Genomic DNA, 16672 nt, shown 5'->3' on the forward strand with positions numbered 1-16672 from the left:
CTTTGCGATTCGTCCCGGCCACACGCCGGCCCCGCCCGGCGCCGGCGCGCCTCATGCACGCCGCCCCGGCTGTTCCCGCGCCGTCACGCGGCGGCCGGCGACCGCCATGAAAAGCGGATGCCCTGCGCCCATGCGACGCCCGCATCCACGATGATCTGCCGGTCGATCTCGTTCTCCACGCCTTCGACGACGACGTGCCGCGCGCCTTCATGCGCGAACGCGATCAGCCTGCGGAACTGGTAGCGCCCGATCGCGTTGCGCTTGATCATCGACAGGATCGACCTGTCGAGCTTCACGATATCGGGGTTGCCGACCACCAGATTGTTCAACGCGCTGAAGCCGACGCCGAAATCGTCGATCGCGATCCGGCATCCGGCCTGCCGGAAGCGGTTCACGAACGACCGCCCCGCGACGGGGTTCAGCGGCCCCGTCTCCGTGATCTCGACCACCAGCCGCGCCGCCACCGACGGCTCGCGCTCGAGCCGCCTGAAAATCGCCAGCCATGCGTCGTCGACGACCGCGCTCGTCGCCGCGACGTTACAGCCGTAGACGGCGCCCGGATCGGCGCGCAATCCGTCGATCGTCCGGTTCACCACGAGCCGGTCGAACCAGCGCATCAGCCCGAGCGACTCGAGGCGCGGCAGGAACGTGAGCGGCGGCAGTGCATCGCGCTCGCCCCACCGCAACCGCGCCAGGCATTCCTCGTACAGCACGCCGCCCGACAGGTCGGCCCGGCACACGGGCTCGTGCGCAAACCCGAGCCGGCTTTCCACGAAACTGCGTACCGACGCGAGATCGGGATGTTCGTCGCGCGCGCCGAACACCCGATCGATTTCGTCGCGATTCACTTCCCGATTCGCTTCCCGATTCGCTTCCCGATTCGCCTCCAGGCGAGCTTCGACCGCATTCATCCGGCGCTCCGGCAAATGTCGAGCCGCCGATGACGGCTCGACCTCAAGATACGTACGGAGCAAGCCGACCACGACGCGCTCCGCTGCCTACCCGGCCCATCCTGTTGTTTCGATCTTTTCCGGGAGCGTACTTTTCGTTTCGGCGCGCCGTCAAATTCGATATTTTCAACGATATTCAGTTACTGGAAATACACCACGCATGCATCGCACCGACAGTGCGCCAGGCTACACAACGCAAATAACAGAATCCGGATTCAATATCGTTTATCACTTTCACCTAAACAAATTTATCCGAATCCATTTTCCCCGCGATTTGCAGACCACGAAAATCCGGAATTCTTCAATTCGTCGGATAATTTTCGGCTCGCGCCAACAGCCGCCTGCCCTGGAGCCATCATCCGCCGAAACCCGTTGCCGCACGTCATTCGATCGCCGCAGCATTCAATTTTCACGTTTCAAACGATATTATGAAATTTCAAAACAGAATCAAGCTGCGTTGAATCAATAATATCAAGTTAATTGATATGATAATTAACCATTGAAACAAATTTAACAATCTTTCCGACTTGTTAACCTATAAAATTATTTTTGACGGACTTCCCTCGGAGCCGTCAATTTCGTGCCTTCAAAAACCGTCGAACCGATCGGGTTCGGCGGTTTCTTTTTTAACGGCACTATTTCGTCAGACATTAGCAGGTCGTTGAAATACCTCGCCCCATCCTGCAGGATGTAGTCACCCGAGATCAAGGAAGCGAAGGCAGATGCGAGGCGCGGACAGCTACAACGAATCATTGTTCAGCACGGTGAGGCTGGAGGAATTTGTGCCGCAGACACATCCGCTGCGTCAGATCCGGACATGGTTGAACGAAGCGCTATCGAAGATGGACGCGAAGTTCTCGGCGATGTACGAGGCGGACGTCAAGGGCGGTCGCCCGAGCATCGCGCCGGAGAAGCTGATGCGGGCGATGCTGCTGCAGGTGCTGTACAGCATCCGCAGCGAGCGGCAACTGGTTGAACAGATCTCGTACAACCTGCTGTTTCGATGGTTCGTGGGCCTGTCGATTGAGGATGCGGTGTGGAATCACTCGGTCTTCAGTAAGAACCGTGACCGGCTGCTCGAATTCGATGCGGTGACGGAGTTGTTCAACGCGACGGTGGAAACGGCGCAGAAACGGGGCCTGCTGTCAGGCGAGCACTTCAGCGTCGATGGCACGCTGATTCAGGCCTGGGCTAGCCACAAGAGCCTCCGCCGCAAGGACGGCAGCGACGACGACCGGCCGCCGGGCAACTGGCACGGCGAGACGCGCAGCAACGAAACCCACGAATCGAAGAGCGACGGCGACAGCCGTTTGTATCGAAAGAGCAATGTGGCGCCGGCTCTGCCGAGCTATCTCGGCCATGTGCTGACTGACAATCGGCACGGTCTGGTGGTCAATGTGCAAGCCAGCCGGGCGAATGGTCGGGCTGAACGCAACGTTGCGGCCGAGATGTTGCGGGACGTAGCACTAGCCGATCGACGCATCACGGTCGGCGCCGACAAGGGTTACGACACGCGGGGGTTCATCAAGGCCTGCCGGGACGCGAACGTGACGCCGCACGTGGCGCGGAATACGAAACGCAGCGGCGGTAGCGCGATCGACAAACGCACCACCCGGCATCTGGGCTACGCGTTGAGCCAGCGCAAACGGAAATGCATCGAGCAGTGCTTCGGCTGGGGCAAGACGATCGGGCCGCTGCGACAGGTCATGGTTCGCGGCCTGGAGAAAGTAGACCAACTGCTGACGCTGACGATGGCGGCCTACAACCTGACGCGGTTGAGATCGTTGGCCGCGTTGCGCCCGCAGAGCGCCTGATGCACCGGAATGGGCGCCGGGAAGCGCTCAACGTTGACCCATTCGCATTGAAATCGGCGCTTGAACTGAAATCGAACGCTTCTCGGTGATCACCGCGAACGGCGAAAGGGAAAATGCGTCAGGCTGAGAGGTATTTCAACGGCCTGTTAGGGTGGGACAAGCCCGATGACGGACCGCGGCGCGGCGGGCGCGCGCCGCGAAGCAAACGGCCTTATGCGGCCGTCGCGCCGACCAGGTTCGCGAGCAGCGCGTCGTACTCGGCGACGAGCGCCGGATTCGCCGACGTGTAGCGGGCAAGGATCTCGCGCTGGCGCCGCGTGTAGGCTTCCCAGTCGTCGTCGTGCGTGTGCAGCGCGCGCAACAGCGCATCGGCGCCCTGCTGCACGTCGTTGTCCGGATAGTAGTAGCCGAGATCGGGCGCGAGGCTCGCGTTGTGCACGAGCGGATAGCCCTGCCAACACACGTCGAAGTAGAAGTAGTTGAGCGGGTTCGACCATTGATGCGACACGACGATATCCGTCAGGTCGGCCAGGAACACCGGCGTGTCGAAGCGGCCGACGAAGCTCGCCTTGCCCGCGCGCACGATGTCCAGGTAATTCATCAGCATCACGAACTCGGGGCTGTCGTGCGCGAGGCGGTCGGCGTTCGTCACGTGCGTGAAGCAGATCGCATCGGGATCGCGGCGATACGCTTCGTCGATGATCAGCATCGGGTACACGCAGAACTTCACGACGTTGTGATTCGGTTCCATCACCGTCAGCCGCTTGCCGGGCTCGCTGCGCGGCCGGTATTCGCCGTGCTCGGGCAGCGACTGCGCGCGGGCTTCGAGGAACATCGGGTCCCACACGAACGGCACGACGCGCCCCGGGCAGCGGCGCAGCGACTGCAGGAACGGCAGCGACGACGGTGCGATCTGCGGGATCGCCCACACCTCGTCGTAGCCGCGGTTGATGAACAGCGAATCCCACAGCCGGCGGCCGAACAGCATCGACTCCATCGCGTTGATGTACTCGACGCCGCAGCAGTAGCTGACGATCTTCACGCCGCGCGCTTTCAGGTAGGCCGTCTGCTCGCCGTCGATCTGCCCGCCGAGCTCGATCACCACGTCGAGCGCGTCCTTCATGTCGGCGAACGCACGCGTGTCGTACACGGCGCGATCCCACGGCAGCGCGTCGGTGAGCGGTACGTCGGTCGTGTTGACCAGCGTGACGCGGTAGCCGCGCGGCGATGCCATCAGCAGTTTCGCCAGAAACAGCGCGTTCTGCTTGATGCCGTTGATCCACAGGCTTTCGTCGGGCGCACGCAATCCGATCGTGATACCGATGCGCAGGCCGTTCAGGGCAGGAGACGTCATCGTCGGCGGGATGGGAGGTTGGATGGGGGTGGAATGGACGCAGTGTAGCGCGCGAAGCGCCGCCCGCGTCAAGCGGCGGCGCAGCCCGGCATTCTAGCGGAGCGCCGGCCGGCGCAGTGTCATGGATGGTCAGCGAGACGCGCGCTGCGCGCCGCTCTCGGCGGCGCGGTCGGCCTCGTGCGCGTCGACACGCGCCGGCTGTTTCGTCGCGCGCACGGCGACGGCGTGCGCGACGACGAGATGGGGTTCGGCATGCGTGCGCCGACGATGGTGCACGTGCGGCCCCAATTGAGTCGAATCACACGCGCCGGCCGGATTTGCCCCGCCGGCGCACACCGCTTGCCGTCAGACCGGCGTAATCGTCGGCGCCACGGCGGCCGGGTCGGTCACGCTGGCCTTGCCGGTTTCGACGTGCCCCGCGATGCGGCGCGTCCAGCCCGCGTTCCCCGCCACCGCGAACTGCAGGTCGTACCAGTGGCTGCTGCACGACAGATCCCAGTGCGCTTCGACGCTCTTCCCCGGCGGAATCGTCAGCGTGCGCGCGGCCCCGCCGTATGCGACGTCGGTCGCCGTGACCGTCAGCGCGGCAGCGCCCGCATTCGCGAACGTCACGTACACGTCGCCGTTGGCGACGTCGTAGCACGCGGTGATTTCAGGCTTCGCGCCGGCGTCCGCAGCGGCCGAACCCGCAAAGCGCCGGAAATAGCCGTTGGGCCCCCAGACGCTCACCAGGTAGTTGCCGTTCGCATCGAGCGCCCAGGTATCGGTCAGTTGCTTGCCCGCCTCGACCGTGTAGCGGCGCGGCATCGCGGTCGGATCGCCCGTATAGACCCAGAAGTGCGCGCCTTGCGTGCCGGTATTCGCGAACGTCACCGCATAGCCTTGCGCCTGGAGCTGGCCGGTGACGTGCAATTCGTACGGCAGCGCGCGAGCCGGCCGTGTGCCGGGCTCCTGCGCCGTCACGACCTGCTGCGCGGTGCTGGCCGGCGCGGTCTGCGACGACGCACGCGAGCACTGCATGTCGGCCTGCGCGACATACGCCTGCGTGCTCGGCAGGCTCGGCAGCGTCGTATCCGATTTCGTGAAGTCGAGCGACGACGTCAGGTCGCCGCAGATCGCGCGGCGCCACGGCGAGATGTTCGTTTCCGTCACGCCGAAGCGCTTCTCGATGAATTGCAGCACCGACGTGTGATCGAACACCTGCGAGCACACGTAGCCGCCCTTCGACCACGGCGACACGACGAACATCGGCACGCGCGGGCCGAGGCCGTACGGCAGGTTGTCGGCGGTATAGGTGCCCGTCTGCGTCGAGGTCACGACGTTGTGCCGCTCGAGCGACACGTCCACGGTGCTCATGCCGGAACCCGGCAGCGTCGGCGCCTGCGGCGGCACGACGTGGTCGAAGAAGCCGTCGTTCTCGTCGTACATGATGAACAGCACGGTCTTGCTCCACACCTCCGGATTGGACGTGAGCGCATCGAGAATCGTCGACAGGTAGTACGCGCCGTACAGCGGCGTGAACTTCGGATGCTCCGAATACGCGGCGGGCGGCAGCAGCCACGATACCTGCGGCAGCGCGTTCGCCTGCACGTCCGCCTTCAGTTGCGTAATCGAACGCGTGCTCATCCCGCGCGTCTGCAGCGACGAACCGGCCGGCGCATTCACGAAGTTGTTGAAGCACGCCAGCATGTTCGTACCGTAGTTGCCGGTGAAGTTGTCGAAGCCGGTGCCCTGCTGGTAGATCTGCCACGAGATGCCGGCCTGTTCGAGCCGCTCCGGGTAGGTCTTCCAGCTGAAGGGCGGCAGCTGGATCTTGTCGAACTGGTTGTCGATGTAGTCGGTGTTGTCCAGCAGCGGCCCGCCGCCCGTGCCGAGCGGATCGACCATGCCCGTCATCAGGTACATGCGGTTCGGGTGCGTGTTGCCCGGGATCGAGCAGAAGTAGTTGTCGCACACGGTGAACGCATCCGCGAGCGCGTAATGGAACGGGATGTCGTCGCGGACGTGGTAGCCCATCGTCATGTTGGACTTTTGCACGGCCCACTGGTCCGCGCGGCCGTTGTCGATCGCACCGTGCGTCGTCGCCCACGTATGCGGCAGGCCGCCGATGCACTGCGCGTTGACGCCCGGATTGGTCGTGTCGTAGCGGAACGGCGCGATCACGCTCGTCTTGTCCTCCTGCCGCGGCTGGAACCACACCGGCTTGCCGTTCGGCAGCGTGACCGGAAAGCGGTCGTTGTAGCCGCGCACGCCGCTCAGGTGACCGAGGTAGTGGTCGAACGAGCGGTTCTCCTGCATGAACACGACGATGTGCTGGACGTCCTGGATCGTGCCCGTCACGCTATTCGGCTCGATCGCGAGCGCCCGGCGGATCGACTCGGGCAGCAGCGTGCTGGCGGCGGTCGCGCCGGCGAGGCCGGCGGAGAACTTCAGAAAATCGCGTCGCGAATGGATGGCCATGCTGGTTGCTCTTGATTGGATTTCTGGTGGGAACGGCCGGTATCAGGGAGCGGGCGAGGATGCGGGCGCGGTGAAACCCGGCGGGCAGCGCATCTGCGCAGTGGCGACGGTGCCGCCGCCGCATGCGGCCTTCTGCTGCGCGACGGGCGCGGGGTCTGCATTCAGGTCGTCACCGCATGCGCCGAGGAGTGCGATCAGCGCGAGCAGGCCGGCGACCGCGAAAGGCCGTAGGGCCGACTTTCGCATAACGTCTCTCCGTGGGGGTGATGATATGGCACGGACGCGAAGCCGCGCCGGTCACATCGACGCCGAGATGCTAATTACCACGTGTTACACGACGGTGTCGTGTGGAGGCGGAGAGAGGGATGGGTGCGGAGGGTGTGTCGTGATCCGCGCGACGCTGCAAGTCATGAGCGCCGGCGAGATGTTATGTAATGCGATCGAAAGATTCGCGTTGTGCCAGTGGATGCTGTTCAACGCGCGTGGCCAGGACGATGCGCATCGCTTGCCACTGAAAATCGGCGAGTTCGATCACCCGCCATGTATTGCACTTCTTCGATCAAACCACCGCCTGCGGTTGTCGCGCCGGCACCAACCGTACGTCGTCGCGAAGCGGTTTGCGCGGGCCGGCAGCCGCCGGCCCGCGCACGACGAAAGCCCCGATCAGCCTTCCGCCATCATCAGCAATTGCGCGCCGTCCGCGACCTGGTCGCCGACGCCGTACAGCACTTCCGCGACGACGCCCGCGCTCGGCGCGCCGATCGTATGCTCCATCTTCATCGCTTCCATCACGATCAGCGGCGTGCCGGCTTCGACCTTCTGGCCGGGCTCGACCAGCACCGCGATCACCTTGCCCGGCATCGGCGCGGTCAGGCGGCCGCCGCCCTGCTCGGCGTCGCCTGCATGCGCGAGCAGGTTGCGCCATTCGAACGTCTCGGCCGTGCCTTGCGTGAACACGTGGAACGTATCGCCGTCCGCATACACGCGGCCGCTGCTGCGCACGCCGCCGAGCGTCACGTCGAAATCGAGCGGCGTCGCGCCGCGCGTCCACACGAATGTCTGCGCGGGCGCATCGCCGGCCGCGAGTCGTGCACCGGCACCGTCGTCCTCGTAGCTCACCGTCACGTCCGCTTCGCGGTCGATCGCATGCCATTCGAGCGTGCGGCGATAGCCGCCGTTCAACCGCCAGTCCGGCAGCGCGCCCCACGGCGATGCGCCCTGCGCGGCCGCACCGCGTTCGCGCGCGAGCAGCGCTGCGCATGCGAGCGCGAGCGTCGCGCGCGGCGGCTGTTGCGGTGCGAACAGCGCGTCGTGGTTGCGCTCGATCAGGCCCGTGTCGAGATCGGCCGTCGCGAACGGTTCGCACGCGACGATCCGTTGCAGGAACGCGGCGTTCGTATGCAGGCCGACCACCTCGCACGCGCGCAGCGCGCGCAGCATCAGGCCGAGCGCTTCCGCGCGGTCCACACCGTGGACGATCAGCTTCGCGATCATCGGATCGTAGAACGGCGTGATCGCATCGCCTTCGCGCACGCCGCTGTCGACGCGCACCGATGCGCCGATGTCGAACTCGACGCCTTCCGGCAGCCGCAGATGCTTCAGCGTGCCTGTGGACGGCAGGAAGCCGCGCCCGGGGTTCTCCGCGTAGAGACGCGCTTCGAGCGCATGGCCGCGCACGCGCAGCTCGTCCTGCTTCAGCGGCAGCGGCTCGCCGGACGCGACGCGCAACTGCCATTCGACGAGATCGAGCCCGGTGACCATCTCGGTGACCGGATGCTCGACCTGCAGGCGCGTGTTCATTTCCATGAAGTAGAACGCGTCGCCCGTCATGATGAATTCGACGGTGCCCGCGCCGACGTAACCGACCGCGCGCGCGGCCGCAACGGCCGCCTCGCCCATCGCGCGGCGCAGGTCGTCGGGCAGCCCCGGCGCCGGCGCTTCCTCGAGCACCTTCTGGTGACGGCGCTGCACCGAGCAGTCGCGGTCGAACAGGTAGACGGTATTGCCGTGCGTGTCGCCGAACACCTGCACCTCGACGTGACGCGAGCGCGTCAGGTATTTCTCGATCAGCACGCGGTCGTTGCCGAAGCTGCTTGCGGCCTCGCGCTGGCACGACGCGAGCGCCGCCGGGAAATCGCCGGAGCGCTCGACCACGCGCATCCCCTTGCCGCCGCCGCCCGCGCTTGCCTTCAGCAGCACCGGGTAGCCGATCTCGTCGGCTTCGCCATGCAGGTTGGCCGCATCCTGGTCGTCGCCGTGATAGCCGGGCACGAGCGGCACGGCGGCCGCGTGCATCAGCGCCTTCGCGGCGGCCTTCGAGCCCATCGCCGCGATCGCGTCGACCGGCGGCCCGATGAAGACGATGCCGGCCGCTTCGCACGCATGCGCGAAATCTTCGTTCTCCGACAGAAAGCCGTAACCGGGGTGGATCGCCTGCGCGCCGGTCGCGCGCGCGGCCTCGATGATGCGCTCGATGCGCAGGTAGCTGTCCGCGGCGGCCGAGCCGCCGATGTGCACGGCTTCGTCGCAGGCGGCCACGTGTTTCGCGTTCGCATCCGCGTCGGAATAGACGGCGACGCTCGCGATCCCGAGACGTTTGCACGTCGCGGCGACGCGGCACGCGATTTCGCCGCGGTTGGCGATCAGAATCTTGTCGAACATGGCTTCGGTGTCGTCCGGAAAGAGTGGGTCACGCGATCAATCATTCACGCCACGACGGCGTGCGTTTCTCGAGGAAAGCCGCGATCCCTTCGCGCGCTTCCGCGCCTGCGCGGGTATGGGCGATCCAGTCGGCGGTCTGCTCGATCAGCGTGGCGTCGAGCGGGCGGCCGGCCACGTCGGCGACGAGCCGCTTGCACGCACGCACCGCGTCGGGGCCGTTCGCAACCAACGTCGCCGCCAGCTTCGCGACCGTTTCGTCGAGCGCATCGGCCGGCACTGCATCGTGAATGAAGCCGAGCGATGCGGCGCGCGTGCTGTCGAACACCTCCGCCGTCGTGAAGTAGCGGCGCGCCGCGCGCTCGCCCATCGCGCGCACGACGTACGGCGCGATCGTCGCGGGAATCAGCCCGAGACGCGCTTCCGACAGGCAGAACTTCACGCCGTCGGCGGCGATCGCGATGTCGGCCGCAGCCACCAGGCCCACGCCACCCGCATACGCATCGCCATGCACGCGTGCGATCACGGGCTTGCCGCAGCGATGGATCGCCTCGAGCATCCGCGCGAGCTTGCGCGCATCGGCGCGGTTCTCGTCATCCGAGTAACCGGCCATCTTCTTCATCCAGTTCAGGTCGGCGCCCGCGCAGAACGCAACGCCTTCCGCCGCGAGCACGATCGCGCGCACGCCTTCATGCGCGTCGAGCCATTCGAACGCCGTGGTCAGCTCGGCGATCGTCGTCTCGTTGAACGCGTTGCGCACGTCGGGGCGCGCAAGCGTGATGGTCGCGACGCGGCCGGCTTCGTTGACCTTGATCGTTTCGTATCGCATCGTTCAGCCCTCCCGGCCGTTACATGCGGAACACGCCGAAGCGCGTATCGTCGATCGGCGCGTTCATCGACGCGGCCAGACCGAGCCCGAGCACGTCGCGCGTCTGCGCGGGATCGATCACGCCGTCGTCCCACAACCGTGCGCTCGCGTAATACGGATGCCCCTGGCGCTCGTACTGGTCGCGGATCGGCTGCTTGAACGCATCCTCTTCCTCCGCCGACCACTCGCCGCCCTTCGCCTCGATGCCGTCGCGGCGCACGGTCGCGAGCACCGATGCGGCCTGCTCGCCGCCCATCACCGAGATTCGCGCATTCGGCCACATCCACAGGAAGCGCGGGCCGAATGCGCGGCCGCACATCCCGTAGTTGCCGGCGCCGAACGAGCCGCCGATGATGACCGTGAACTTCGGCACCTTCGCGTTCGACACGGCCGTCACCATCTTCGCGCCATGCCGCGCGATGCCTTCGTTTTCGTACTTGCGCCCGACCATGAAGCCCGTGATGTTCTGCAGGAACACGAGCGGGATCTTGCGCTGGCAGCACAGCTCGATGAAATGCGCGCCCTTCACGGCCGATTCGGAAAACAGGATGCCGTTGTTCGCGACGATCCCGACCGGGTGGCCCCAGATGTGCGCGAAGCCCGTGACGAGCGTCGTGCCGTAGCGCGCCTTGAATTCGTCGAACTCGGAATCGTCGACGATGCGCGCGATCACTTCGCGCACGTCGAACGGTTTGCGCGTATCGACCGGAATCACGCCGTACAGGCTCTTCGCGTCGAAGCGCGGCGGCTTCGGCTCGCGCAGCGCCACCGGCGACGCGATCTTCGGCGCGAGGTGATCGACGATGTTGCGCGCGATCGACAGCGCATGTGCGTCGTTCTGCGCGAGGTGATCGGCCACACCCGACAGGCGCGTGTGCACGTCGCCGCCGCCGAGATCCTCGGCGCTCACTTCCTCGCCGGTCGCGGCCTTCACGAGCGGCGGCCCGCCCAGGAAAATCGTGCCCTGGTTCTTCACGATGATCGATTCGTCGCTCATCGCCGGCACGTACGCGCCGCCCGCCGTGCACGAGCCCATCACGACGGCGATCTGCGCGATCCCCGCCGCCGACATCGTCGCCTGGTTGAAGAAGATGCGGCCGAAGTGGTCGCGATCGGGAAACACGTCGTCCTGGTTCGGCAGGTTCGCGCCGCCCGAATCGACGAGGTACACGCACGGCAGCCGGTTTTCCGCGGCGATCTCCTGCGCGCGCACGTGCTTCTTCACGGTGATCGGATAGTAGGTGCCGCCCTTGACCGTCGCGTCGTTGCACACGATCACGCACTCGCGGCCGGCGATCCGGCCGATCCCGGTGATGACGCCGGCGCCCGGCGCGTCGTCGTTGTACATGCCGTTCGCCGCGAGCTGCGACAGCTCGAGGAACGGCGCGCCGGGATCGAGCAGTTGCGCGATGCGGTCGCGCGGCAGCAGCTTGCCGCGCGACAGGTGCTTGTCGCGCGCGGCCTGACCGCCGCCTTGCGCGAGTTGTTCGATCTTCGCGCGCAGGTCGGCGACGATCGCCTCGAGCGCCGCGGCGTTGGTGCGGAAATCTTCCGAACGCGGGTTCAGTTTGGATTCGATGATCGGCATCGACGGGGCTCCGTTCGCGTGGCTTGGGGCGTTACATCGTTTCCGCGAACAACTCGCGGCCGATCAGCATCCGGCGGATCTCGCTCGTGCCGGCGCCGATCTCGTAGAGCTTCGCATCGCGCCACAGGCGGCCGACCGGATATTCGTTGATGTAGCCGTTACCGCCGAGGATCTGGATCGCCTCGCCGGCCATCCACGTCGCCTTCTCGGCCGTGTAGAGGATCACGCCCGCGCAGTCCTTGCGCACCTGGCGAATGTGGTCGCTGCCAGCCGAGTCGAGATGGCGGCCGACCGCGTACAAATACGCGCGGCATGCCTGGAACGTGGTGTACATGTCGGCGACCTTGCCCTGGATCAGCTGGAATTCGCCGATCGACTGGCCGAACTGCTTGCGGTCGTGGATATACGGCACGACCGCGTCGAGACACGCGGCCATGATGCCCGTCGGGCCGCCCGACAGCACCGCGCGCTCGTAGTCGAGGCCGCTCATCAGCACCTTCACGCCGCCGTTGAGCTGGCCGAGGATGTTTTCCTCCGGCACCTCGACGTCCTGGAACACGAGCTCGCCCGTGTGCGAACCGCGCATGCCGAGCTTGTCGAGCTTCTGCGCGACCGAGAAGCCCTTCATCCCCTTCTCGACGATGAACGCGGTGATGCCGCGCGAGTTGGCTTCGATGTCCGTCTTCGCGTAGACGACGAGCGTGTCGCAATCGGGTCCGTTGGTGATCCACATCTTCGTGCCGTTCAGCACGTAGCGATCGCCGCGCTTGTCGGCACGCAGCTTCATGCTGACGACGTCGGAGCCGGCGTTCGGTTCGCTCATCGCGAGCGCGCCGATGTGTTCGCCCGACACGAGCTTCGGCAGGTATTTCTGCTTTTGCGCTTCGGTGCCGTTGCGGTGGATCTGGTTCACGCACAGGTTCGAGTGCGCGCCGTACGACAGGCCGATCGACGCCGAAGCGCGCGAAATCTCTTCCATCGCGACCATGTGCGCGGTGTAGCCCATGTTCGCGCCGCCGTATTCCTCGGCGACCGTCATGCCGAGCACGCCGAGATCGCCGAACTTCTTCCACAGATCCATCGGAAACTGGTCGGTGCGGTCGACCTCCGCCGCGCGCGGCGTGATTTCCTTCGCCGCGAACGTCGCGACAGCGTCACGCAGCATCTCGATGTCTTCACCGAGCATGAATTGCACGCCGGGCAGGTTGATCATGTCTCCTCCGTCTCCAGAAAGTGTGTCGCACGCACCGATTTCTGAGTTTCGCTCAAATCGAATGAATGCGCCGATTCATTGACCCATACAGCGGAAATTTTGCACAGTTTCGCGCCTCGTCGCATTCGGCGTCAATAGTTTTTTGAGTGACACTCAGATATCATGCCGACATGACAGCCGCTACCGCCGACACCATGACCGACACCGTCAAAGCCGACCGCGCCGACGCGCCGCGCGCGCCCGCCGGGCGCAAATCCCAGCAGCGCGTGCAGGACATCCTGCGCGCCGGTCGTGAAGTGTTTGCCGAAAAGGGTTACGAGCATGCGACGGCCGCCGAGATCGCGCAGCGCGTCGGCGTGTCGGAGGCGACGGTGTTCAGCTACTTTCGCGGCAAGCGCGAGCTGTGTGCGCGTGTGATCGCGGATTGGTACGACGAAATCATCGCCGCGTTCGAGCACGGGATGCCGCAGGATGCGTCGGTGCAGCAGCAGTTCGCGTTCATCGTGCGCACCCACCTGCGGCTGATGCTGGTGAACGGCACCGGGCTGTGTGCACTCGTGCTGTCGGAAGGCCGCGCGAAGCAGCATGCGCTGAGCGACGAGCTCACCGCGCTGCAGCGCCGCTACACGGCGCCGCTGATGGACGTGCTCGCGCGCGGCCAGGCGGCCGGGCTGGTCCGTGCGGACATGCCGCAGAGCCTGCTGCGCTCGATGGTGTTCGGGCCGATCGAGCACGTGCTGTGGGATGCGATCCTCGGGCACCGCAAGCTCGATACGGAAGCGACGGCCACGCAGCTGGTCGACATGCTGTGGGCCGCCGTGCAACCGCCGGCGCCGCAACAGGCGGCGCTCGTGCGTTTCAGGAACGAGGTCGCGGAAGCGGTGCGGCGACTGGAAGGGCAAGCGTCACGCGCGTAATCGGTACCGGCCGGCGGCGCGAAGCGCCTGCCGCCTTGCCGCATCGCCGCTTCGATCGCGCGGCAATCCGCCGCTACGAATCTTCTCCGACCCGCAGCGGCGCGCGGCTCTGCTCGTTGTTCAAATGGACGAACTTGCGCAACAGGCGCACCAGTTCCTGTGAATCGTCCTCGCCCATGCCGTCGAACAGGCCGGCACGCAGTTCCTTCACCGACGGAATCAGGTGCGTCAGCAGTTCGACGCCCATCGGCGTCAGCAGCAGGCGCCGCTGACGTCGCGGCAGCACTTCGCGGACGATCAATCCTTTCGCTTCGAGCCGGACCGCGAGGTCCGCGGTCGTCGACGTGTCGAGCGCCACCCGCTGCGCGAGCGTCACCTGATCAAGCCCCGGACACTCGTACAGCATCCGCAGGACCGCGTACTGCACCGGTGTCACGTCCCGGCCCAGCTTCTCGTAGAACATCGCAACCGCGATCTGGTGCGCACGCCGGATCAGGTGCCCGGGTTCGTCGTACAGATCGAGCGGGAAAGCCGGCGCGTCGGCGGGATTCGTTTTTTCCATGAATGAGTCGATGACATAGGCGGCGCACGCCGTTGCGTACGCCCGCGGCATGGCGCTGCCTCGCGCCATTTCCCGGGAAAACCAGTATACCGCTCGCCTTGCCCCTGCCAATCTCAATGAGTACACTGAATCTCATTCAGTACACGGAATGAAGAATTGCCGCGTATCAGCGGCACCGCCCTGAAGGAGACGATGAACGTGTTTCTCAAGAACGCTTGGTATGTGGCGTGCACGCCCGATGAAATCGACGGCAAGCCGCTGGGCCGCAGGATTTGCAGCGAATCGATGGTGTTTTACCGCGCGGCGAACGGTCAGGTCGCCGCGCTCGAGGACTTCTGCCCGCACCGCGGCGCGCCGCTGTCGCTGGGATTCGTGCGCGACGGCGTGCTCGTGTGCGGCTATCACGGGCTGGAAATGGGCTGCAACGGCCGGGCAGCCGGCATGCCGGGCCAGCGCGTCGGCGGATTCCCGCCGATTCGCAGTTTCCCGGTGGTGGAGCGGTACGGATTCATCTGGGTCTGGCCGGGCGATGCGTCCGAGGCCGATCCGGACAAGCTGCACGCGCTGCCGTGGGCCGAAGATCCGGCCTGGGCGCACGGCGGCGGCCTGTACCACATCCGTTGCGACTACCGGCTGATGATCGACAACCTGATGGACCTCACGCACGAGACCTACGTGCATGCAACGAGCATCGGCCAGAAGGAAATCGACGAAGCGCCGCCGAAGACAACCAGCCAGGGCGACGAAGTCGTCACGAGCCGCTTCATGGAGAACGTGATGCCGCCGCCGTTCTGGCAGATGGCGCTGCGCGGCAACGGGCTGGCCGACGACGTGCCGGTCGACCGCTGGCAGATCTGCCGCTTCACGCCACCGAGCCACGTGATGATCGAAGTCGGCGTCGCGCACGCGGGCCACGGCGGCTACGACGCGCCGGCCGGGCTGAAGGCGTCGTCGATCGTGGTCGACTTCATCACGCCCGAGACGGAAACCTCGATCTGGTATTTCTGGGGGATGGCGCGCAACTTCCGGCCCGACGATCACGCGCTGACCGCCGAGATCCGCGAAGGCCAGGGCAAGATCTTCGCCGAGGATCTCGAGATGCTCGAGCGCCAGCAGCGCAATCTCGAGCAGTGGCCGGACCGCAAGCTGCTCAAGCTCAACATCGACGCCGGCGGCGTGCTGTCGCGCAAGGTGATCGAACGACTGCTCGCCGACGAAAACGCATCGGCCCCGCCGCGCCCCGTGATTCCGGTCGCGCACATCAAGGAGGCGTCATGAGCACCGCGACGCTGACCGTGCGCGTGGCCCGCAAGTGGCAGGAAGCGCGCGACATCTGCGGCTTCGAATTCGTCAGCGACGACGGTTCGCCGCTGCCGCGCTTCGACGCCGGCGCGCATATCGACGTGCATTTGCCGGGCGGGCTCGTGCGCCAGTACTCGCTGTGCAATCCCCCGGAGCACGGCGATCGCTATCAGATCGCGGTGCTGCGCGATGCCGCGGGCCGAGGCGGGTCGCGCGCCATTCACGACGAAGTCCGGCAAGGCGATACCGTGCGGATCGGCATGCCGCGCAATCAATTCCCGCTCGCCCCCGACGCCCCACACCACCTGTTGCTCGCGGGCGGGATCGGCGTCACGCCGATTCTCTGCATGGCGGAACGGCTGTTCTCGTCCGGCATGTCATTCGACATGCACTACTGCGCACGTTCGACCGATCGCATGGCCTTCGTCGAGCGGATCAACGCCGCCGGGTTCCATGACCGCGCCCGCTTCCATGTCGACGACGGCGACGCCGCGCAACGCTTCGACCTGGCCTCCGTGCTCGCCGCCGCGCCTGACGGCACGCACCTTTACGTATGCGGCCCGCGCGGCTTCATGGACGCGGTGCTGAACGCAGCGCGCGAGCGCAACTGGGCCGACGAGCGGCTGCATTACGAGTTCTTCGGCGGCGCGGTTGCGTCGTCTGGCGCGGATCGCGCGTTCCAGGTCCGCATCGCGAGCAGCGGCAAGGTGATCGACGTGCCGGCCGAATGCACGGTCATCGCGGCGCTGGCGGCCAACGGCGTCGACGTGCTGACGTCGTGCGAGCAGGGCGTATGCGGCACGTGCGTGACGCGCGTGCTCGACGGCGAGCCCGATCATCGCGATTCGTATCTGACGGAGGCGGAACAAGCGGCCGGCGACCAGTTCATGCCGTGCTGTTCGCGATCCCGAACCGACCTGCTGGTGCTCGATCTGTAGACGAACCGCCCGGCACGAGGCGGCCAACCCCAATACTGGAGACGATCA

Annotated in this window: 14 protein-coding genes; 5 read left to right on the forward strand and 9 right to left on the reverse strand. The window is 65.8% G+C overall.

The annotated features are described in order from the left end of the window. Positions 1-83 precede the first annotated feature (83 nt). Positions 84-911 carry an EAL domain-containing protein gene (locus BBJ41_RS26060; RefSeq protein ID WP_069749119.1) on the reverse strand — a complete coding sequence of 276 codons (828 nt, stop codon included), beginning with the start codon at positions 909-911 and terminating at the stop codon, positions 84-86. Between the two features lie 199 nt (positions 912-1110). Between BBJ41_RS26060 and BBJ41_RS40665 the strand changes: the two genes are divergently transcribed. Together BBJ41_RS40665 and BBJ41_RS26065 are read left to right on the forward strand one after the other, a co-directional pair. Beyond that, on the forward strand, positions 1111-1419 hold the full coding sequence (locus BBJ41_RS40665) for a hypothetical protein (RefSeq protein WP_156814873.1): 309 nt from the start codon (positions 1111-1113) through the stop codon (positions 1417-1419). A gap of 253 nt (positions 1420-1672) precedes the next feature. Next, positions 1673-2764 carry an IS5 family transposase gene (locus tag BBJ41_RS26065; RefSeq protein WP_069746659.1) on the forward strand — a complete coding sequence of 364 codons (1092 nt, stop codon included), beginning with the start codon at positions 1673-1675 and terminating at the stop codon, positions 2762-2764. 211 nt (positions 2765-2975) lie between these two features. On the opposite strand, the gene BBJ41_RS26070 is transcribed toward BBJ41_RS26065, so the two are convergent. The 7 genes from BBJ41_RS26070 to BBJ41_RS26100 form a co-directional block, all read right to left on the reverse strand. Next, positions 2976-4118 carry a DUF2827 domain-containing protein gene (locus tag BBJ41_RS26070; protein ID WP_069749120.1) on the reverse strand — a complete coding sequence of 381 codons (1143 nt, stop codon included), beginning with the start codon at positions 4116-4118 and terminating at the stop codon, positions 2976-2978. Positions 4119-4463: 345 nt separating this feature from the next. Continuing rightward, positions 4464-6578: a phosphocholine-specific phospholipase C gene (locus BBJ41_RS26075; RefSeq protein ID WP_069749121.1), complete on the reverse strand. Its 2115-nt coding sequence runs from the start codon at positions 6576-6578 to the stop codon at positions 4464-4466. A 42-nt stretch (positions 6579-6620) separates the two neighbouring features. Further along, positions 6621-6824: a hypothetical protein gene (locus tag BBJ41_RS26080; RefSeq protein ID WP_069749122.1), complete on the reverse strand. Its 204-nt coding sequence runs from the start codon at positions 6822-6824 to the stop codon at positions 6621-6623. A 417-nt stretch (positions 6825-7241) separates the two neighbouring features. After that, entirely contained in the window at positions 7242-9239 is a 1998-nt protein-coding gene (locus tag BBJ41_RS26085) for an acetyl/propionyl/methylcrotonyl-CoA carboxylase subunit alpha (RefSeq protein WP_069749123.1), read from the reverse strand. A gap of 40 nt (positions 9240-9279) precedes the next feature. Further along, positions 9280-10065 (reverse strand): enoyl-CoA hydratase/isomerase family protein, encoded by a 786-nt coding sequence (locus BBJ41_RS26090; RefSeq protein WP_069749124.1) that lies wholly within the window; start codon positions 10063-10065, stop codon positions 9280-9282. A 19-nt stretch (positions 10066-10084) separates the two neighbouring features. Then, entirely contained in the window at positions 10085-11692 is a 1608-nt protein-coding gene (locus BBJ41_RS26095) for a carboxyl transferase domain-containing protein (RefSeq protein WP_069749125.1), read from the reverse strand. A 31-nt stretch (positions 11693-11723) separates the two neighbouring features. Next, positions 11724-12905: an isovaleryl-CoA dehydrogenase gene (locus BBJ41_RS26100; protein ID WP_069749126.1), complete on the reverse strand. Its 1182-nt coding sequence runs from the start codon at positions 12903-12905 to the stop codon at positions 11724-11726. A gap of 170 nt (positions 12906-13075) precedes the next feature. Here BBJ41_RS26100 and BBJ41_RS26105 point away from each other — a divergent pair, with 170 nt between their 5' ends. Further along, positions 13076-13822, forward strand: coding sequence for a TetR/AcrR family transcriptional regulator (locus BBJ41_RS26105; protein WP_069749127.1), 747 nt, complete (start codon positions 13076-13078; stop codon positions 13820-13822). A 73-nt stretch (positions 13823-13895) separates the two neighbouring features. Here BBJ41_RS26105 and BBJ41_RS26110 read toward each other — a convergent pair whose 3' ends face one another. Then, positions 13896-14384, reverse strand: a complete 489-nt coding sequence (locus BBJ41_RS26110) for a MarR family winged helix-turn-helix transcriptional regulator (protein ID WP_069749128.1) — start codon at positions 14382-14384, stop codon at positions 13896-13898. Positions 14385-14582: 198 nt separating this feature from the next. Between BBJ41_RS26110 and BBJ41_RS26115 the strand changes: the two genes are divergently transcribed. Beyond that, entirely contained in the window at positions 14583-15662 is a 1080-nt protein-coding gene (locus tag BBJ41_RS26115) for an aromatic ring-hydroxylating oxygenase subunit alpha (RefSeq protein WP_069750379.1), read from the forward strand. Beyond that, positions 15659-16624 carry a PDR/VanB family oxidoreductase gene (locus tag BBJ41_RS26120; protein ID WP_069749129.1) on the forward strand — a complete coding sequence of 322 codons (966 nt, stop codon included), beginning with the start codon at positions 15659-15661 and terminating at the stop codon, positions 16622-16624. Before BBJ41_RS26115 ends, BBJ41_RS26120 begins: the two co-directional genes overlap by 4 nt. Positions 16625-16672 lie beyond the last annotated feature (48 nt).

Origin of the sequence: Burkholderia stabilis (genome assembly GCF_001742165.1) — a bacterium.
In the GTDB taxonomy this organism is placed as follows: Bacteria; Pseudomonadota; Gammaproteobacteria; order Burkholderiales; family Burkholderiaceae; genus Burkholderia; species Burkholderia stabilis.